Source organism: Pseudomonas sp. SIMBA_068 (assembly GCF_046534705.1).
In the GTDB taxonomy this organism is placed as follows: domain Bacteria; phylum Pseudomonadota; class Gammaproteobacteria; order Pseudomonadales; family Pseudomonadaceae; genus Aquipseudomonas; species Aquipseudomonas putida.
Genome location: NZ_JAWRYI010000007.1, coordinates 64608 through 83583 on the forward strand (window position 1 = coordinate 64608; position 18976 = coordinate 83583).

Genomic DNA, 18976 nt, shown 5'->3' on the forward strand with positions numbered 1-18976 from the left:
CGGCCGCCAAGGCCAGGTGTGACCTGCACCCCACGATCAGCCCGGCCGCCAGATAAATCCGACTCACAACAATAATTCGGAGACGGCAATGGCCAAGCGATTGTTCGGCAAGCTTTATGTACAGGTATTGATCGGCGTAACCCTCGGGGTGCTGATCGGGGTGTTCTGGCCACAGGTGGGCGCAGACTTGAAGCCCATCGGCGACGCCTTCATCAAACTGATCAAGATGGTCTTCGCCCCCATCATCTTCGCCACGGTGGTGCTGGGCATCGCCAAGATGGAAAACATGAAGGAACTCGGCCGCGTGGGTGTGCGTGCGCTGATCTACTTCGAAGTGCTCTCCACCTTTGCCCTGGTACTGGGGTTGGTAGTAGTCAACATCGTACAGCCCGGCCAAGGCATGAACGTCGACCCTGCCACCCTCGACGCCAAGAGCATCTCGACCTACACCGCTGCCGCAGCCGGGAACAGCGGCGGCTTCATCGACTTCATGCTGCATGTGATACCCGGCAGCGTGACCGACGCCTTCGCCAAGAACGAGATCCTGCCGATCCTGCTGTTCAGCACCCTGTTCGGCATCGCCCTCTCGCACCTGGGCCCTCGTGGCAAGCCCATGGTGGATGTGCTGGAGGCGTTCTCCCACGGCATGTTCTTCATCGTCGGCATGATCATGCGTGTAGCCCCGCTGGCAGCCTGCGGCGCCATGGCCTTCACCGTCGGCAAATACGGCCTGGGCTCCATCGTGTCGTTGGGCAAGCTGATGGCAACCATGTACCTGACCTGCTTCCTGTTCGTGGTGATCGTGCTGGGCACCATTGCCAGGTTGTCCGGCTTCAACTTGTGGAAGTTCCTCAAGTACCTGAAGGAAGAGCTGTTCACGGTGCTGGGCACCAGCTCGTCCGAATCGGTGGTGCCACAACTGATGAACAAGCTGGAAAAGGTCGGCGTGTCCAAACCGGTGGTGGGCCTGGTGATCCCCTCGGGCCTTACCTTCAACCCGGATGGCCAGTGCATCTACTACACCATGGCCGCCATCTTCATCGCCCAGGCCACCAACACCCCGTTGACCCTGATGGACCAACTGCTCGTGCTCGGCGTGCTGCTGCTCACCTCCAAGGGCTCCGCAGGGGTGACCGGTTCGGGCTTCATCACCCTGGCCGCAACCCTGGCGACCATGGACAACATCCCGGTGGCCGGCATGGTGCTGCTGCTGGGCGTGGACCGCTTCATGTCCGAGGCCCGCGCCATCACCAACACCATCGGCAATGCCGTCGGCACCGTGGCTATCGCCAACTGGGTCGGTGCACTGGACAAGCAACGCATGGCCCAGGCCCTGGACGGCCAGCTACCGGCAGAACCACAACCCACCGATACCCGCCCTGCCCTTGCACAACTGGAGGCCGGCACGCCCACACCCTGACCTTTCGATAACAGCAAAAAGAACCCGCCTTGTGATGCAGTGAGGAAATAATCATGGACAAAGAAACCGCCGTGTCATCGCTTACCGACGTGATGGCCAAGTTCACCGCCTATATCGGCAAACGCCTGCCCAAAGACGTGAAGGAAAAGACCGCCAAGTTACGCGCCGCCGAAACCAACCCGCTGGCCATCGCCGTGTACGACTCGATGGCCGACAACCAGGAGTTCGCCGACAAGCTCAACCGGCCCAGCTGCCAGGATACCGGCGTGATCCAGTACTTCGTCTCGGCCGGGGCGCGCTTCCCGCTGCTGGGTGAGATGGAAAGCATCCTCGAAAACGCCACCAAGGAAGCCACCATCCAGGGGCCGTTGCGCCACAACGCGGTGGAAACCTTCATCGAGAAGAACACCGGCACCAACACCGGCTCGAAAATCCCGTGGCTGGACTGGGAAATCATCCCCGATGCCGACTACGCCATCGTCGATGTGTACATGGCCGGTGGCGGCTGCACCTTGCCAGGTTCGGCCAAGGTGCTGATGCCGGGGCAAGGCTATGAAGGGGTGACCGAGTTCGTTTTCGATGTGATCACCTCTCGCGGGGTCAACGCCTGCCCGCCGTTGCTGGTGGGGGTCGGGGTTTCGACCTCGGTAGAGACAGCAGCACGCCTGTCGAAGAAGGCCATCCTGCGCGAGGTGGACTCCAGCCACCCCAACGAAAGCGCAGCAATGATGGAAAAGCTGCTGGAGGACGGGCTGAACGAAATCGGCATCGGCCCGCAGGGGCTCACCGGCAACAGCAGCGTAATGGGCGTGAACATCGAGTCCTCGGCCCGCCACCCCTCCACCATCGGCGTGGCAGTGTCCACCGGTTGCTGGGCGCACCGCCGCGGCAAGATCCGCATCAACGCCGACCTGACCTACGACATCCTCTCGCACGAAGGGGTAGTACTGTGAAAAAGATCCTGAGCACACCGATCAGCGACGAAGACCTGGCCAACCTCAACGTCGGTGACGTCGTCTACCTCACCGGCCAACTGGTGACCTGCCGTGACGTGGCACACCGGCGCCTCATCGAATTGGGCCGCGAACTGCCGGTTGACCTGCGTGGCGGTGCGATTTTCCATGCAGGCCCCATCGTCAGGAAGAAGGATGATGGCAGCTTCGAGATGGTTTCCATTGGCCCGACCACCAGCATGCGCATGGAAAAGTTCGAGAAGCAGTTCATCGAGCAGACCGGTGTGAAGCTGATTGTCGGCAAAGGTGGCATGGGGCCGGAAACCACCACCGGCTGCCTGGAAAACAAGGCGGTGCATGCGGTGTTCCCGGGCGGTTGCGCAGTGCTGGCAGCAACCCAGGTGGAAGAGATCGAGCGTGCGGAGTGGCAGGACCTGGGCATGCCGGAGACCCTTTGGGTGAACCGTGTTCGCGAGTTCGGGCCGCTGATCATCTCCATCGATACCAAAGGCAACAACCTGTTCGAGCAGAACAAGGCCCGCTTCAACGAGCGTAAAGGGGCAGTGATCGAGAAGATCAACAGCCAGGTGCGCTTCATCAAATAAACCTCGGCTGCTGGCTACGCGGTTCCACCTGACCTGTATTTCAAGGCAAACACAGGCCCGGTAGGAGCAGCCTTGTGCTGCGAAACGGCCGGTAAAGATCACATAACAGTATGATCCGTACCGGCCTCTTCGCAGCACAAGGCTGCTCCTACAGGGGTGGGCCGCGCCCATTACGCTTTTGTCAGTTCGCCGATCTTCTCCAGCCGCGCCCGCACGATGTTGCGGCTGATGTTCAGCAACCGCCCTGTCTGCAACTGGTTACCGTGGCAGTACCGATACGCCGCCCTGAACACCGTCTCCTCGATATGCTCATACAAATTCGGCACATTCTGCTCGAACAACGCCAGCAACGCGCTTTCCAGGTCAGGCGGTGCCGCGCTCGCTGCCGGCAGATACGCATGCGCCACCGGCGCCGACACCTGTGGCCGCATATCGACCAGGTGCAGGTCCGCCGGCGCCACCACCTGATACCGGCACACCAGCAACGCATGGTGAATGGCATTTTCTAGTTCGCGGATGTTGCCCGGCCAGCTATGCGCCAACAATTTGCGTTCGGCATCCGGGCTCAACGCAGCACGCTCGTAACCCAGGCGTCGGCAATGCTCCTCGATGAAAAATTCCGCCAGCGGCAGGATATCCCCCGGCCGTTCACGCAGCGGCGGCAAGCGAATCGTCGCCACATGCAGGCGGTAGAACAGGTCCTCTCGAAAATGCCCCGCCACCACCGCATCGGCCAGGTTGACGTTGGTCGCCGCCACCAGCCGCACGTTGATCGGGATCGGCGTACGTGAGCCCAGGCGCACCACTTCCCGCTCCTGCAGCACCCGCAGCAACTTCACCTGCATGTTCAGCGGCAGGTCGCCGATTTCATCAAGGAACAACGTGCCGCCATTGGCCGCTTCGAACCAGCCGGCCTTGTTGCTGGTGGCGCCTGTAAACGCGCCTTTCTCGTGGCCGAACAGCTCGCTCTCCACGAGGGTTTCGGCAAAGGCACCGCAGTTCACCGCCACGAATGGCTCACGCCCACGGCGGCTGAGGTGGTGGATATGACGGGCAACCAGCTCCTTGCCGGTGCCGGTTTCGCCGATGATCAGGGTGTTGGCCTCACTGGGCGCCAGGCGCTCGATGCGGCTGAGCAGCTCTTGGGAGCGCGGGTCCTTGAACACGAGCACGGTGGCACGTACCGACTTGGTCAGCTCGCGGGCATTGGGGTGGGTGATCAGCGACATTGGGGCATTCCTGGCAGTTGACGCGCCGGCCCATAGTGCATGAAACAAATTAGATCAAAAAATTATTAATTAATATTTAGATATTCGAATTAAGAATATTGAAATTTTCAGCAACCCATTGCTGCCACAGCAGCAACCCGTCAGCACTCCCTGCCCGTCGATCAGCAGACCTTTCCTCGCACACCAACGTGTTCATGGCGGGAGCCCTTGTAAATAGGGGGCTTCAGCCACTTCAAGGCATGCTGGCATGCATTTCGCTCCTGGCCTGTAGAACCTTTGCCTGGAGCTGCACATGAACAATCCCTGGCGTAATGCCCTCGCCCTGCTGGGCGGCCTGTTCCTCAGCCTGGCTGCGCTGGCAGCCGAGCCACCGGCGGCGGTGCGCATCGCCATCGTCGCCTTCACCCAGGGCGGTGCGCCGGTGTTCGGCGGTATCCCCGGGCGGGTGATCGAAGAAGGCTGGCTGGAACAGCAACTGGCCGCCCGCGGCGTGACACTGCAATGGACCGCCCTGCCCCATGCCGGCGCCGGGCCGCAAATCAACGAAGGCTTCAGCAACGACAGCCTGGACTTTGCCGTACGCGGCGACCTGCCTTCGGTCATCGCTGGTGCCGGCCAGGTGCCGGGCAAGCTGGTGGTACCGGGTGGCAGCGGCAACAACATCTACCTGGTTGTACCGAGCAACTCGACGGTGCGCAGCATCCAGGACCTCAAAGGCAAGCGCCTGGCCTTGCACCGCGGCCGCCCGTGGGAGTTCGCCTTCAGCAATTTCCTGCAAAGCCAGGGCCTGGCACTCAGTGATTTCAAGATCGCCAACCTCAACCCGCAAGTAGGCGCCGCTGCGGTGTCCGCCGGCAAGGTCGACGCCGCCGTGCTGCTCAACGAAGCCTATGCCCTGGAAGACAAAGGCGTGGCGCGCATCCTCTGGTCGACCAAGCAAGGCGCCAACGACTGGCGGCTGGTGTCGGACCTGTGGGGCACTGACCGCTTCGTGCAGCAGCACGCCGACCTGACGCAACTGGTGGCCACCGCCTGGGTGCGCGCGGCTTGGTGGATCTCCCAGGAGCAGAACCGCGACGCCTACTACGGGTTGTCTTCGCGTGCCGGTGTGAGCGAAAGCGTGCTGCGCCGGGACGATCAGGACGACCCGGTCGCGTGGAAGGCACGCTGGGCGCCGAAAAGCGATGCCCAGCTCAAGGCCCACTACGACGCCCTGGGCCAGTACGCCCTTGCCAACCGGCTGATCCGAACGCCCTACGACATCACCAGCGACCTGGCCACGGGCTTTACCCGCCAGGCGCTGATCGACCTGCAACTGACCCACTACTGGCCGTCCCTCGACGCCCAGATCAGCCAACAACCTTGAGAGCCTTACCCATGAAACTGCCTGCTTCGCTCGTCTTCGGCCTCAGCGCCCTGGCCCTGTCCGTCGGTGCCATGGCCGCCGAAACCTACGCGCCCAAACCCGACCCGCAGCAGGGCGATGGCCGTGTGTCGGCCTTCTACACCTGGAGCAAGGCCATCCCCGCCACTCCCGGGAAACTGCTGCGCAGCGAGCCGTTGGACCAGGCGCTTAGCCTGCCCAATGCGGCCAGCGCGCAACGCATTCTCTACACCTCGCTGGATGGCATCGACGGCAAGACCCCGATCGTGGTTTCCGGCGCATTGTTCATACCCAAAGGCAAGGCACCTGCGGGCGGCTGGCCGGTCGCCAGCTGGGGCCACGGCACCGTCGGCGTGGCAGATATCTGCGCGCCGTCCTGGGCTGGCCGCAGCTACCGCGACGTGCAATACCTCAACCGCTGGCTCGATGAAGGCTACGCCATCGTCGCCACCGACTACCAAGGCCTCGGTGTACCGGGCGGCCACCCGCTGCTGAACAACCGCATGGCGGCCTACGGCATTCTCGATGCTGCCAAGGCTGTGGTAGCCGGTGTGCCAGGGCTGGCAGACAAAGTGCTGATCATAGGCCAGTCGCAAGGTGGCGCGGGGGCCTTTGCCGCGGGTGCCTATGCGGCGACCTACGCGCCCAAGCTGGGCGTCAAGGGCAGTATCGGCACGGGGGTGATCTACACCGTGGGCTCGAAGAATGTCGGTGAACAGGACCAGGACAAGGTCGACCCGGCCCTGGCCTATGGCTTCTACACCCTGCTGGCAGCGCAGCAGTACGACCCGAGCATCGACCCGCGCGACTTCTACACCGACAAGGCCTTGCCGCTGTTCGAACAGGCGCGCACCAGCTGCCTGTCAGCCTTGGTCAGCGACGTGGTGGGCACAGGCCTGACCCCGGCCAACGCCAAGAAAGACTATAAGGGCGACCAGCTCAAGCCATGGCTGGCGCAGGTGTCGTACCCGACCCTGAAACTGGCCCAGCCGATCTTCATCGGCACCGGCGCCGAGGACAAGACCCCCGCCGCCGCCACCCAGGTGGCGCTGATGCAGGACGCCTGCAAGGCCGGCTCGGTGGTGCAGGGCCACTTGTACAAGGGCCTGGGCCACAGCGAAACGGTGAATGCCTCGCTGAAGGACTCGATCCCCTTCGCCCGCCAGGTCATCAGCGGCCAGCCAGTTACCCCCAATTGCAGCCCAAGCGTCCAGTAAGGAGGCCAGCCCATGAGCATCGAATTCTTCACCCGCCTGCCCTTGCATGGCGAAACCCAGTTCCTCCCCGGCGACCCACGCAACCGCGGCGACTGGCATGCGGGCGGGGCCAGCACCGGCGCGGTGTCGGGGTTTGCCGTGGGTGATCACTTCACCTATATCGACTACCTCGGTCAAATCGCCCGGGCCGCAGAAATAAACGGCTTTGGCGGCGCGCTGATGGTCAACGCCCCCACCGGCGAAGAGCCATGGACGGTGTGCTCGCTGCTGGCCCGGGAAACCCGCACGCTGAAATTCGTCACCGCGTTCCAGCCCTATCACTACACCCCGTGGGTGGCTGTGCAACAGGCCGCGACCTACCAGCGCGCCACCGGCAACCGCCTGGTGTGGAACATCATCAACGGCGGCTCCGATGCCCTTCAGCGCCAGGTCGGCGACTTTGAAGAGCATGACCAACGCTACGCCCGTGCCACCGAATTCATGGACGTGGTGCGCGGTTATTGGCACAACGAGCAGTTCCACTACGAAGGCACCTACTACCGCGCTGAAGGCGGAGGCCTGCGCGGCCCGCTGAAAAAGGCCGAGCTGCCGCTGATCTGCACCGCTGGCTCGTCAGTGGCAGCGCGCGAGTTCGCCGCCAAGCACGCCGATTTCTACCTGATGCGCGCCGAGCACCCGGACGAGATCGCCGCGCTGATCGCCGACATCCGCGCCCGTGCGCTGAAGTGGGGCCGTACCGACATTCGCTTTGGCCTGTCCATCGACGTGATCGCACGCGAGACCGAAGCAGCCGCGCTGGCCGAGGCCAAGCGCTTCTTCGACGAAGGCGTGGCCAAAGGCACGGTCAAGGCCCGCGCCGCTCACGCGGGCCTGCGCACGGCGCGCAAGCTGAGCTACGAGCACGGCTACAGCGACCAGGACGAGCAGCAGGCCTTCGACGACTTCTTCATCCACCCCAATGTGTGGACCGGTTTCGGTTACATCGGCATCCCGCCGGGCTGCGCACTGGTGGGCAGCTACAGCAACGTGGTGGCGCGTATCCGCGAGTATCACGGCATCGGTGTCGATCTGTTCTTCCTCGCCGGCTACCCGCACCTGGAAGAGGCCTACCGCATCGGCGAGCACATCCTGCCGCACTTCCGTGCGCAGCGCGCAGCCCTTGCCCGCCCGCTAGCCGAACCCGTGCAACTGCACGCCAGCAACGGGGCCTGACGCCATGGCCAAGGACGGTTACCCACTGAGCCGGCGCGGCTTCCTCGGCCACGCCGGCGTGCTGGCGGGCGGGCTGCTGGCTGGCTGCGGCCAGGCCGACAGCCCGACCCATGCTGCTGCCGACCAGCCCCGCCATGGCGGGCGCCTGCGCCTGGGCATCATCGACGGCAACCAGAGCGGCAACCTCGACGCCCACAAGCCCATTGGCAGCGGCATCGTGCGGGGCTTTGCCCTGTACAGCAAACTGTGGGAATGGGACGAGCAGATGCAGCCGCGCCTGGCCCTGGCCGAGTTCGCCGAGCCCAATGCCGACGCCAGCAGCTGGACCTTGCGGCTGAAACCTGGGCTGGAATTCCACCACGGCAAGACCATCGACGCCGATGACTTGATCTTCTCCATCCGCCGCCTCACCGACCCGCAGCTGGCCTCGCCCTATGCGGCGCTGCTGCACTGGGTGGACCGCGACAACCTGGTCAAGCTGGACGACCGCACCGTGCGCCTGGGCTTTCGCGAAGGGCGCAGCTACCTGCCGCTGCCGGAAACCTGGGTCAACTTCGGCGGCATCGTGCCGGTGGATTACCACCCGGTCACCAACCCGGTCGGTGCCGGGCCGTACAAGCTGAAAAGCTTCACCCCGGGCCAGCGCTCACTGTTCACCCGCTTCGACAACTACTACAAACCTGGCAAGCCCTATGCCGATGAACTGGAGGTCATCGATTTCAAAGACCAGACCGGCCGCCTGGCGGCGTTGCGTGCCGGGCAGATCGACATGGCCAACGTCATGTCCACAGAGCACCTGCAGGTGCTGCAGGCCGACCCACGGCTGCGCCTGCTGAAGTCGGTGAGCGGCAACTGGCTGTCGTTCGACATGAACACCGCCAAGGCGCCGTTCGACGACCCGCGCGTGCGGGAGGCATTCCGCCTGCTGGCCGACCGCGAAGAACTGGTGCGCCGTGCGCTGAATGGCCAGGGCCGGGTAGCCAACGACCTGTATGCACCGTTCGACCCCACCTTCGACCACAGCATCGGCCCGCGCCCCTACGACCCGCTGCGGGCAGCGCAGTTGCTGCGCGAAGCCGGCCATGAACAGTTGCAGGTGGACCTGGTGACCACACCAGGGCCGGGGCTGGCGTCGGCCCTGGTATTGGCCGAGCAGGCCCGACGTATCGGCGTAACCGTCAACGTGCGCCAGGTCGACCTGGCCACCTTCCAGGGCCCGCAGCGCGACGACTGGACCTTGAGCACCGGCGGCAGCATCGGTGCCCCGTACCTGGCCAGTGCCATCCACACCGACGCGCCGTTCGCAGTAGCCAACAAGACCCACTTCCACGACCCCGAATTCAGTGAGGCCTTCCTCGCTGCCATGGCCCAGCCGGACCTGGAACAACGCAAGGCGCTGGTGCACCGCGCGCAACGCATTCAGTACGAGCGCGGCGGCATGCTGATCTGGGGCTTTGCCGACCTGCTCGACAGTGTCAGCACACGTGTGGGTGGTGCACAGGCGGAGCAGTCGCTGTTCAGTACATGGCGGTTCGAGAGCCTGTGGCTCAGAAGTTGACCTGCAGGCCCTCTACCGCCTGTCCCGGCGATAGGGCCGGGACAAACAACACACAAAACAAACCAACCGCAGGCGCGGCTGCGCCCTCGTTTCTCCCACATTCCTGCTATTGAACGAGGCCCAGCCAATGCCACGCGTTACCTTGCTGCCCCCCAAATTCCAGCCCAGCGCACTGGCGCTGGCCATTCTGGCCGCCAGCGCGCCGCTGGCCCACGCCGAAGACACCCAGCTGCAAACCGTCACCGTGCAGGCCGAACAGCCCGATGACGACGCCCTGCCCAGCCGCCCGCCAGCCTCGATCTACGGCGGCCTGGAAGCCAAGGTGCTGGACACCCCGCGCTCGGTCACCCAGATCAACGCCGGGCAACTGGCCAACGACCCGATCCGCAGCTCCGACGACCTGGTCAAGTACGCCCCCGGCATCACCCGCGGCGGTGGCCAGAACGCCGGCATCGCCCCGCAGATGCGCGGGCAGAATACCGAGGTGTTCCAGGATGGCCAGCGCGCCTACGGGGTGCGCCACCCGGCCAACTTCAACGCCTACGAAGGCGCCGACATCGTCGCCGGGCCTTCGTCGGTGACCTACGGCTCGGTCAGCGGCAGTGGCGGCTACGTCAACTACCTGAGCAAGAAGCCCGATTTCAACCGTTTCCGCACCAAGCTCAGCGGCGAAATCGGCAGCTGGATCCCCGATGGTGAATCACGCGATGCCACCAAATTCAGCATCGACAACACCGGCCCGCTGACGGACAACCTGGCTTACCGGGTGAGCATCACCCGCCAGCGCCAGGAAGACTTCTACGACAACGTCGAGAACAACTTCGACGCCTTCTACGGTGCCCTCGCCTGGCGCAACGACAACCTTCGGGTCGACTGGAACGCCGCCTACGATGACTACTACGACTACAACATCACCCACGGCTGGAACCGCGCCACCCAGGACCTGGTAGACCACGGCAAGTACTACGCCGGCCGCGCCACCCCAATCATCCAGAACGGCAACACCTTGTGGTCACCGGTGCTGTCGTCCGGTGCAGCCGACGCCCAGGTGCTCGGCTGGGTGCAGCGCCAGCGCAATGCCCAGGGCCAGTACCCGGTGGTCAACGGCAGCTTCCAGGGCGCGTCGCCCAACACCCAGGCCAACCCCGGCAGCCTGCGTGGCTGGGTCTATGACCCGTCGCTGGCGGGCAACGGCCTGACCTCGTTATCGTCACAAACCGGCCAGCGCGCGCAGGACGAAAACCGTTCGCGGCGCTTTACCACGCAACTGCGCGTCGAAGGCGACCTGACCCCGTCGATCACCGTGGCCAACAGCACCTTCTACCAGCACTCCACCGACACCACCGATGCCGTCGGGGCGTTCCAGGTGCAGGGCAAGGACGACATTTTCGACAACCGCTTCGAGTTCCGCGGCCGTGGCCAATTTCAGCTGGGCGACCTGACCCTGATCGACGACAGCAACACCGGGCTGATCTATCGCCGCGAGCGCAACGAGTCGATCGCCGCCAACAACAGCTTCGGCAGCACCATCAACGCCTATGACCTGACCCTCGACCCTACCTTGAAGAACCCCGGCGACCTGCTCGGCCTGAGCAGCCGCAACCCCGCCGGTGGCAACGCTGCCTGGATCGGCCAACCCGGTATGCCGCAGCTTTCCAGCTACTACGGCTGGCTCAACCTGCCCGCCATGTACCCGGCAGGGCATGGCCTGTATGCCGAATCGGTGGCGCCCTACACCGCCGACAGCACCTGGACCACCAAAACCCTGTTCAGCCAGCACAACCTGCGCCTGGGCGAGCGCGTGGGCCTGAACGTGGGTGCCAGCCGCAGCTGGATCGACGCGCGCATCGAAAACCCCTTCGTGCTGCCCGGCGGCAACCCGCGCAAGGACTCGGACAACTACCGGCTGTTCTCGGTGCAGGTCAGCCCCTATTTCAAACCTACTGAAAACAGCACGCTGTATTACACGTTCGACCGCTCGCTGGCGGTGAATACCGGTTTCTTCACCAACGGCCTGGGCTGGGGCAGCGGCACGGGGGCCAACCAGCTCAACCCGCTCGCCTTCGAGAGCCTGAGCGTGTTGCATGAGGTCGGGTTGAAGGTGGAGGCTGTGCCCGACCAGCTGTTTTTCACCCTGGCTGCCTACAAGCAGGCCCGCGACCAGTCGCCGGACAGCAACAACAACATCGCCCGGCTGATCGTCAAAGGCTGGGAAGCGACCCTGCGCTACCAGGACCAGCACCTGCGCGGCGGCCTCAACCTCAGCCGCATCAGCGCCTACAACGAGTTCACCAGCCAGGCCGGGTTCGCCTCGGCCGGCTTTATCCCCGACAACGGCACCGTATTCGGCGACAACAACAGCCTCAACCAGCGCCCGTCCGGCAAGTTCGATGCGGTGCAGATCCCCGAATACAACGCCGGCGGGTATGTCGACTACCGCTTCGACTCAGGGTTTGGCGTCGAGCTTTCCGGCTGGTGGACCAGCAGTTGGTACCTGAACCTGAGCAAGACGGTGAAAGTGCCAGACGAATACAACCTCGACCTTGCCGTGTACTACCGCAAGCCGCAGTGGGGCGTGACGGTGCGCATGCTCAACGTTACCGACGAGCTGAATTTCGTCAGCGGCCTGGCTGGCTCCACCAACACCTTCCTGCAACCGATGCCGGGCCGCACGCTGCTGGCCCAGGTCGATTACCAGTTCTGATCACTCTCAACCTGAAAGGTCTCAGCCATGTCCATTGAATTTGTCGGCATGATCTTCCCCCGCCAGTGGTCCGAGACCCGTGGCGTACGCACACCGGACTTCGACCTGCCGTTCATCCGTCACCACGCCCGCGCCCATGAGCATGCCGGGTTCGACCGGGTGCTGATCGCCAGCGGCCCTGGTAGCGCCGACAGCCTGCAGATAGCCGCCTATGCTGCCGCGCACACCGAACGCCTGGGTTTCATGATTGCCCACCGCCCGGCCCTGACCGCGCCCACGGTGGCCGCACGGGCATTCGCCACCCTCGACCACACCACCGGCGGCGGGCGCATCCGCCTGCATGCGATCACCGGTATCACCGCCGAGCCGCAAGAGGGGGACACGCTGCTGGACAAGACCGAGCGCTACCGGCGTGCCGACGAATACCTGGAGATTGTCCGTCGCACCTGGACGGCCGAGGAGCCGTTCGACTTCGAGGGCCGCTACTTCAATATCAAGGGCGCCTTTTCACCGGTGAAGCCGCTGCAGCAGCCGCATATCCCGATTTCCTTCGGAGGCTCGTCCGACATCGCCTACCAGATCGCCGTCAAGCATGCGGATCTGTATGCCCTGTGGGGTGAGCCGCTGAGCGGCGTCGCCGAACAGATCGGCAAACTCAAGGCTGCCGCCAACGCCGCAGGCGTAGCGGCGCCGAGGGTCAGCCTGTCGGTACGGCTGATCCTGGGTGCCACCGAGGAGCAGGCCTGGCAGCGTGCCGAACAGATCCTCGCGCAGATCAAGGCCAACCCACAGTTTGCAGCGGACAGCCCTTGGCAGAAGCGCATCAAGGGCACCGGCTCCGAACGCCTGTTGGCCGCTGCCGCCCGCGCCGACCGGCATGACCGGGCGTTGTGGATGCCGACGGCGACTGCGGTGGGCGCCTATGGCGATACCACCGCGCTGGTGGGCACGCCGGAGACCGTGGCCCAGGCGCTGCTCGATTATGTCGACCTTGGGGTGACCACGTTTCTCAACCGGGGCTATGACCCGCTGTATGACACGGTGGATTACGGGCGCTGGGTGATTCCAGCGGTGCGCGAGGAAGTTCGGCGGCGCCAGGCCCGGTTTGTGGGGTGAAGGTGGGGGGTATGGCTTTGGGGTGCATCTGGGTTGCCGGGTGCATGCCTTGGGTTGTTTGGCGCCTGTGAGATCGAGCGCCGCCCGCGCGGCGCTTCGCAGCACAAGGCTGCTCCTACATCTGTTTCGGGCCAGTGACGCCTGCCCCAACGCGCGCGGCCGCCTTGTTCGTCCGGCACCATATCGAGGTGGACGCAAAGGGGCCGCGCGCCACCTTCACAGGAGAAATTGGCCCGAAACAAATGTAGGAGCAGCCTTGTGCTGCGAAGCGCCGCGCGGGCGGCGCTCGGTCTCACAGGCACTGCATACCCCAAGGCAAGCACCTAGAGGCCAACCCGCAACCTCGGCGAATGCTCCACCAGCGTGCGGGTATAAGCATCAACCGGTCGCCCCAGAACCTGATCGGCAATACCCTGCTCTACCACCCGCCCCTGGCGCAACACCAGCACGCGGTCGGCAATCGCCCGCACCACCCCAAGGTCATGGGTGACGAACAACAAGGTCAGCCCCTCCCCCTGCAGGCGCTGCAGCAAGGCCAGTATCGATGCCTGCACCGACACATCCAGCGCGGAAGTAATCTCGTCACACACCAGCAGCTTCGGCTCGCAGATCAACGCCCGGGCAATCGCCACGCGCTGGCGCTCGCCACCGGACAAGCTATGCGGATACAAGTCGGCCACACGCGCCGGTAGCGACACCCGCTCCAGCACGGCCTCGACCCGCTCGCGCGCTTCACCGCCGCGTACCCCGAAAAAGTGCGCCAACGGCGCGCTGAGCGTTTGCCCGATGGTCTGCCTTGGGTTCAACGCCCGATAGGGGTTCTGGAACACGTACTGGATCTGGTGACGCAGCCGGGCATCGCGTTCGCGCGCGGCAAACGCCAAAGGCTCGCCGGCGTAGCTCATTTGCCCCTGAACGTTTTCGCCCAGCCCGGCAATGGCCCTGGCCAGGCTGGTCTTGCCCGAACCCGACTCGCCCACCAGCGCCAGGCACTCACCCTGGCCCACCCGCAAAGACACATCGAACAACACCTGGCGATCGTAAGCTACATCCAGCCCACGGACCTCCAGTAACACCGCTTCGCTCGGCGCAGCAGCAGCCTCGACAGCCACCTCATCCATGGGCAGCGGCTCTCGGTGCGGCACCAGGCAGGCCACCCGATGCCCGCCGTCATGCGTCAGCAAAGACGGCTCGATCACTGAACACTCTGCACGACGCCTGCCGCAGCGCGGCGCAAATGCACAGCCGTCCGGGCGCTGCCCTGGTGCCGGCGCATGCCCGGCAATCGCCTGTAACGGCTGGCGCCGGCCGATGTCGGGAATGGCCGCGAGCAACGCGCGGGTGTAGGGATGCAGCGGTGCGCGGAACAACCCTTCGCGCCCGGCCACTTCCACCAGGCGCCCGGCGTACATCACCATCACCCGGTCGACCAGGTCACGCACCACCGCCAGGTCATGGGTAACGTACAGCGCCGCCACACCTTGGTCACGGCACAGGCGCTTGAGGGTCTGCAGCACATGGGCCTGGGTGGAAACGTCCAGTGCGGTGGTGGGCTCGTCGAGGATGATCAGCCGGGGCCGCAAGACAAACGCCAGCGCCAGCATCACCCGCTGTTGCTGCCCGCCAGACAGTTGATGCGCAAACCGCCGGAGGAAGCTATCGTCATCAGGCAGGCCCACATCCAGCAGGGTTTCGCCGATGCGCTGGCGCACAGCCTCACGCGACAGCGCAGGCTGGTGCGCCAACAGGGTTTCACCCAACAAGGCTCCCAGGCGCAACGCCGGGTTCAGCGCCGTGGCCGGGTCCTGGGCTACGTAGCCGACCAGCCCGCCACGGGCCAGGCGCAAGGCCTCGCCTTCAAGCTCGAGCAACGACTGCCCGGCCACCACCACTCGCCCGCCAACGATGCGCGCGCCCTGCCGGGCATGGCGCAGCAACGCCGTGGCCAGGGTGGTCTTGCCCGAGCCGGACTCACCCACCAGGCCAACAATTTCGCCTGCCGCAACGCTGAACGACACCTCGGCCAGCACATCGACCTGCCCGGCCAGCTCTACCCGCAGGTCGCTGACTTGCAACACTTCACTGGCCACATCCAACAGCGCGCTCATGGCTGCTTCTCCCCGATCCGGGCCCTCGCCCGGCCAATCCCTTCGGCCAGGATGTTGGTGCCATAGGCAAACACCCCGATCAGCAATGCAGGTGCCAGTACGGCCCAGGGCTGCACCAGCAGGCCGGCCTGGTTTTCGTTGATCATCAGGCCCCAGTCGGCCGCTGGCGGTGCTACCCCGTAGCCCAGAAAACTCAAGCCGGATAGCATGCCCACCGCCCAGGTCAGCATGTTGCCGAAGTGCACCAGCAGGGGCGTGAGGATGTTCGGCAGGATTTCATGAAAGAGGATGCGCCAACGCGGGTAACCCATCATCTGCGCCGCCTCGACGTACTCCTGCCCGGCCACCGCCACGGCACTGCCACGGGCCAGACGGACCACCCCCGGGGTAAAGGCGATGGCCACGGTCAACACGATCAGCCAAGGTGCACGGCCGAGCATGGACACGATCAGCAGCACCAGGATCAGGTCCGGAAACGCCAGCGATACGTCCGCCGCCCAGCTGATCGCCTGGTCCAGGCGCCTGCGCGAGAACCCGGCCAACAGGCCCAGGCTGCCGCCAACCAGCAATGCGAGGGTGGCTGCTGCCACCGACATCCACAGCACCGACAGGCCGCCGCTGAGCAACCGCGAGAGCAGGTCATGGCCCAGAAAGTCGTGCCCCAACGGTGCCCCGTCAGCCGGTGGGCCGTACACCGGCCCGATCATCGCCGTGGGAGCATGGGGTGCCAGCCAGGGGCCGAAAGCGGCCAGCAGCGCCACCAGCAAGGTGATCACGGCGCCACGGCGCACCTGTGGGTCGGCCAGCCAACGGGATTCAATCATGGGTCGCCTCCTGGGCAGGGGTGCTGCGCACGCGTCGCCACCAGGGCCGAATGCCGCGCCGGATACGGCGGATCATCCGCACCCGGCGCGCCGTGCGCAGCTTGGGAGTGAGCAATACCGTCAACAGGTCGGCCAGCAGGTTGATCAACACCACCGCCAGGGTAATGACCAGCACCGCGCCCTGGACCATCGGCAGGTCGCGCATCTGTATCGCCGCGTTCAATGCAGTGCCGATACCCGGGTAGCTGAAGATCACCTCGGCCAGCAGCGCACCGCCGACCAGGGTGCGCAGGGTCAGTGCCACGCCCTGGATCGCCGGGGTCAAGGCATTGGGCAACGTGTGACGCCAGACGATGCGCCGCTCGGGGACACCCCGCAGGCGCGCGGCGATCACATACTCGGACTCCAGCGCCTCGATCATCGAAGCCCGTACCATACGCGTCAGGTACGGCAGGGCCGTCAGGCTCAGCGCCAGCACCGGCAGCACCAGCGACGGCCACTGCCGCCACAGCGGCAACTGTGGGTCGAGGATCGACACCGCCGGCAGCCAGCCCATGCCCGGCATGGAGAACAGCAGCACCAGGCCGATGGCCAGCAGAAAGCCCGGCGTGGCCTTGAGCAGTATCAGCGTCGACAGGCCCCAGCGGTCCAGCCGGCTGTCACGCCGCAGGGCCAGGCTCACCCCCAGCAGCAGGGCCACCGGCACCACCAGCGTCAACACCCCGACCAGCAGGGCCAGGGTATGGCCCAACCGGCCGAACAGCAGCTGCGCCACCGGGACCTGTGAGTCCAGCGAAATGCCCAGGTCCCCGCGTAATGCTGCGCCTAGCCAGCGCAGGTACTGCACCAGGATCGGCTGGTCGAGGCCCAGTTGCCGTTGCAGGGTGAGGATGCTTTCCAGCGGCGCATCCGGGCCGAGGATCACCCGTGCCGGGTCCGAAGGCAGCGCCTGGGTGGCGATGAACACCACCAGGCTGATCACCCAGGCGGTCAGCAGCCCGTAACCGAGGCGGCCGATGAACCAGGCCAGCCAGGCCGGCGTGCGGGGCGTGTGTCGAGGATCAGGCATTGGGGTTCAACCAGAGTTCGTCAAAGCGCCAGGAGGCGAAAGTGGTCTGTTCCGGGGCAAGCCCGCCAACCTTGGCCGACGCCGCATCGAGCACGTCGGAAAAGCCCCAGATCAGCAACCCGCCACGTTCATGCTGGATGGCCTGGGCTTCGTGAACCAAGGCCGTGCGCCGTGCCAGGTCGGGCAGGGCCAGGGCCTGCTGGAACAGTTCGGTGAAGCGCGGGTCGTGGAAGTTGCTGCGGTTGTAAATGGCCTGCGGTGCATCGTTGTGCAGCGCCGAGGCAAGAAAGCCGCGCGCCGGGGTCGAGCCCGGCGACAGCTGCCATTGCTCGCGTTGCGGGCCGTTGAAGACCGAGCCGTCCACTTGATTGACCTTCACCTGCACCCCGGCCTTCAGGGCCTGCTGGGCAAACACCAGCGCGGCGTTGACGCCAGGCCCTGGCGTGGTGGTCAGTTCCACACGCAAATCGTCCTGCCCCGCCTGGCGCAGCAGCGAGCGGGCCTGGTCCAGGTCGTACGGGCGCTGGGCAATGGCGTGGTTGTAGGTGGGGTCGTGGGGCGAATACAGGTCATTGGCCACCCGTCCAAAGCCATTGAGCCCGCGTGCCACCAGTTCCTGGCGGTCGGCCAGCAGGCGAAATGCCTGGCGTACCCGTACGTCCTGGAACGGCGCCTTGGCCAGGTTCAGGTTAAAGCCGGTGAACGAGGTGCTCGGCGAAGCGTACAGGCGCAGCCGTGGGTCGGCCTTGAGCAACGCACTGTGCTCAGCTTGCACACCACTGGCCACATCGATCTGCCCGGCGCGCAGCGCTGCGGCCCGCGACACCTGGTCCTTGAATTCGATGATTTCCAGTTCATCGGCATAGGGGCGGTTAGGCTTGTAGTAGTTTTCAAAACGGGTATAGAGCGAGCGCTGGCCAGGTATGAAGCTTTTCAGCCGGTATGGCCCCGCGCCCACCGGGTTGGTCACCGGGTGGTAGTCGGTGGGCACGATGCCGCCGAAGCTGATCAACGTTTCGTCCAGCGGGTAGAAGCTTTGCCCGTGCTTGAAACGTATTTCAATAGTGCGCTCGTCCAGTTTGCGCAGGGCCTGCCGATCGATAGCGCCGACCAGCCCGGCGAATGGCGAGGCCAACTGCGGGTCGGTCAGGCGCAGAATCGAGAACAGCATGTCGTCGGCGGTGATGCTTTTGCCGTGGTGAAACTCCAGCCCAGGCTTGAGGCGAATGGTCCAGGCGCTGGCGTCGGCATTCGGCTCGGCGAACTCGGCCAGTGCCAGGCGCGTGCTGACGTCGGCGTTCCATTCCCAGAACTTGGCGTAAAGCGCCCAGCCACGGATGATGCCGCCGCCCACCGGCTTGTGCGCATCAAGGTTGCCGGCCTGGTCGCCATCGATAATGCCCACCCGCAAGCGCCCACCGCGCACCGGCGTACCCGGCAGCGCCGCACTGGCGGCTGCCGGCGCGCCGTTGTCGCAGCCACTGAGCAGCCCGCCGCCGAGCAGCAGGCCGCCGCCAACGGCCAGGCTGTTGCCGAGAAACACCCGGCGCGAAAACAACTCGCTCATCACCCTCTCC

Annotated in this window: 14 protein-coding genes; 9 read left to right on the plus strand and 5 right to left on the minus strand. The window is 65.0% G+C overall.

What is annotated here, in order from left to right; genetic code table 11:
- The first annotated feature begins 88 nt into the window (after positions 1 to 88).
- From SB756_RS17165 to ttdB, 3 genes are read left to right on the plus strand one after another with little or no spacing between them, the layout of a single operon-like run.
- Entirely contained in the window at positions 89 to 1420 is a 1332-nt protein-coding gene (locus tag SB756_RS17165; protein WP_016500366.1) for a dicarboxylate/amino acid:cation symporter, read from the plus strand.
- A gap of 53 nt (positions 1421 to 1473) precedes the next feature.
- The gene (gene ttdA / locus SB756_RS17170; RefSeq protein WP_410911209.1) at positions 1474 to 2373 is read left to right on the plus strand and encodes a L(+)-tartrate dehydratase subunit alpha; all 900 of its coding nucleotides are present in this window, start codon (positions 1474 to 1476) and stop codon (positions 2371 to 2373) included.
- Complete coding sequence (gene ttdB, locus SB756_RS17175) at positions 2370 to 2978, plus strand: L(+)-tartrate dehydratase subunit beta (RefSeq protein ID WP_003259286.1); 609 nt, start codon at positions 2370 to 2372, stop codon at positions 2976 to 2978. Before ttdA ends, ttdB begins: the two co-directional genes overlap by 4 nt.
- Before the next feature lie 170 nt (positions 2979 to 3148).
- Here the strand turns inward: ttdB and SB756_RS17180 are convergent, their stop codons facing one another.
- Complete coding sequence (locus SB756_RS17180; protein ID WP_341798282.1) at positions 3149 to 4207, minus strand: sigma-54 interaction domain-containing protein; 1059 nt, start codon at positions 4205 to 4207, stop codon at positions 3149 to 3151.
- Between the two features lie 292 nt (positions 4208 to 4499).
- Between SB756_RS17180 and SB756_RS17185 the strand changes: the two genes are divergently transcribed.
- The 6 genes from SB756_RS17185 (at position 4500) to SB756_RS17210 (ending at position 13398) form a co-directional block, all read left to right on the plus strand.
- Entirely contained in the window at positions 4500 to 5573 is a 1074-nt protein-coding gene (locus SB756_RS17185; protein ID WP_410911210.1) for an ABC transporter substrate-binding protein, read from the plus strand.
- Between the two features lie 11 nt (positions 5574 to 5584).
- On the plus strand, positions 5585 to 6808 hold the full coding sequence (locus tag SB756_RS17190) for a lipase family protein (RefSeq protein ID WP_174371186.1): 1224 nt from the start codon (positions 5585 to 5587) through the stop codon (positions 6806 to 6808).
- A gap of 12 nt (positions 6809 to 6820) precedes the next feature.
- The gene (locus tag SB756_RS17195; RefSeq protein ID WP_341798280.1) at positions 6821 to 8020 is read left to right on the plus strand and encodes an LLM class flavin-dependent oxidoreductase; all 1200 of its coding nucleotides are present in this window, start codon (positions 6821 to 6823) and stop codon (positions 8018 to 8020) included.
- A gap of 4 nt (positions 8021 to 8024) precedes the next feature.
- Entirely contained in the window at positions 8025 to 9578 is a 1554-nt protein-coding gene (locus tag SB756_RS17200; RefSeq protein ID WP_410911211.1) for an ABC transporter substrate-binding protein, read from the plus strand.
- 127 nt (positions 9579 to 9705) lie between these two features.
- The gene (locus SB756_RS17205) at positions 9706 to 12282 is read left to right on the plus strand and encodes a TonB-dependent receptor (RefSeq protein ID WP_410911212.1); all 2577 of its coding nucleotides are present in this window, start codon (positions 9706 to 9708) and stop codon (positions 12280 to 12282) included.
- A gap of 27 nt (positions 12283 to 12309) precedes the next feature.
- Positions 12310 to 13398: an LLM class flavin-dependent oxidoreductase gene (locus tag SB756_RS17210; RefSeq protein ID WP_016500375.1), complete on the plus strand. Its 1089-nt coding sequence runs from the start codon at positions 12310 to 12312 to the stop codon at positions 13396 to 13398.
- Between the two features lie 323 nt (positions 13399 to 13721).
- On the opposite strand, the gene SB756_RS17215 is transcribed toward SB756_RS17210, so the two are convergent.
- From SB756_RS17215 to SB756_RS17230, 4 genes are read right to left on the minus strand one after another with little or no spacing between them, the layout of a single operon-like run.
- Positions 13722 to 15506, minus strand: a complete 1785-nt coding sequence (locus SB756_RS17215) for a dipeptide ABC transporter ATP-binding protein (RefSeq protein ID WP_410911213.1) — start codon at positions 15504 to 15506, stop codon at positions 13722 to 13724.
- Positions 15503 to 16330 carry an ABC transporter permease gene (locus tag SB756_RS17220; protein WP_410911214.1) on the minus strand — a complete coding sequence of 276 codons (828 nt, stop codon included), beginning with the start codon at positions 16328 to 16330 and terminating at the stop codon, positions 15503 to 15505. Before SB756_RS17220 ends, SB756_RS17215 begins: the two co-directional genes overlap by 4 nt.
- Positions 16323 to 17399: an ABC transporter permease gene (locus SB756_RS17225; RefSeq protein ID WP_341798275.1), complete on the minus strand. Its 1077-nt coding sequence runs from the start codon at positions 17397 to 17399 to the stop codon at positions 16323 to 16325. Before SB756_RS17225 ends, SB756_RS17220 begins: the two co-directional genes overlap by 8 nt.
- Positions 17392 to 18966: an ABC transporter substrate-binding protein gene (locus SB756_RS17230; RefSeq protein ID WP_410911215.1), complete on the minus strand. Its 1575-nt coding sequence runs from the start codon at positions 18964 to 18966 to the stop codon at positions 17392 to 17394. Before SB756_RS17230 ends, SB756_RS17225 begins: the two co-directional genes overlap by 8 nt.
- Between the last annotated feature and the right edge of the window lie 10 nt (positions 18967 to 18976).

Excerpts from the sequence above, each read along its gene's own strand:
- SB756_RS17165 (WP_016500366.1), top strand. The coding sequence starts at position 89 with ATGGCCAAGCGATTGTTCGGCAAGCTTTATGTACAGGTATTGATCGGC.
- ttdA (WP_410911209.1), top strand. The coding sequence starts at position 1,474 with ATGGACAAAGAAACCGCCGTGTCATCGCTTACCGACGTGATGGCCAAG.
- SB756_RS17180 (WP_341798282.1), bottom strand. The coding sequence starts at position 4,207 with ATGTCGCTGATCACCCACCCCAATGCCCGCGAGCTGACCAAGTCGGTA.
- SB756_RS17185 (WP_410911210.1), top strand. The coding sequence starts at position 4,500 with ATGAACAATCCCTGGCGTAATGCCCTCGCCCTGCTGGGCGGCCTGTTC.
- SB756_RS17190 (WP_174371186.1), top strand. The coding sequence starts at position 5,585 with ATGAAACTGCCTGCTTCGCTCGTCTTCGGCCTCAGCGCCCTGGCCCTG.
- SB756_RS17195 (WP_341798280.1), top strand. The coding sequence starts at position 6,821 with ATGAGCATCGAATTCTTCACCCGCCTGCCCTTGCATGGCGAAACCCAG.
- SB756_RS17200 (WP_410911211.1), top strand. The coding sequence starts at position 8,025 with ATGGCCAAGGACGGTTACCCACTGAGCCGGCGCGGCTTCCTCGGCCAC.
- SB756_RS17205 (WP_410911212.1), top strand. The coding sequence starts at position 9,706 with ATGCCACGCGTTACCTTGCTGCCCCCCAAATTCCAGCCCAGCGCACTG.
- SB756_RS17210 (WP_016500375.1), top strand. The coding sequence starts at position 12,310 with ATGTCCATTGAATTTGTCGGCATGATCTTCCCCCGCCAGTGGTCCGAG.
- SB756_RS17215 (WP_410911213.1), bottom strand. The coding sequence starts at position 15,506 with ATGAGCGCGCTGTTGGATGTGGCCAGTGAAGTGTTGCAAGTCAGCGAC.
- SB756_RS17220 (WP_410911214.1), bottom strand. The coding sequence starts at position 16,330 with ATGATTGAATCCCGTTGGCTGGCCGACCCACAGGTGCGCCGTGGCGCC.
- SB756_RS17225 (WP_341798275.1), bottom strand. The coding sequence starts at position 17,399 with ATGCCTGATCCTCGACACACGCCCCGCACGCCGGCCTGGCTGGCCTGG.
- SB756_RS17230 (WP_410911215.1), bottom strand. The coding sequence starts at position 18,966 with ATGAGCGAGTTGTTTTCGCGCCGGGTGTTTCTCGGCAACAGCCTGGCC.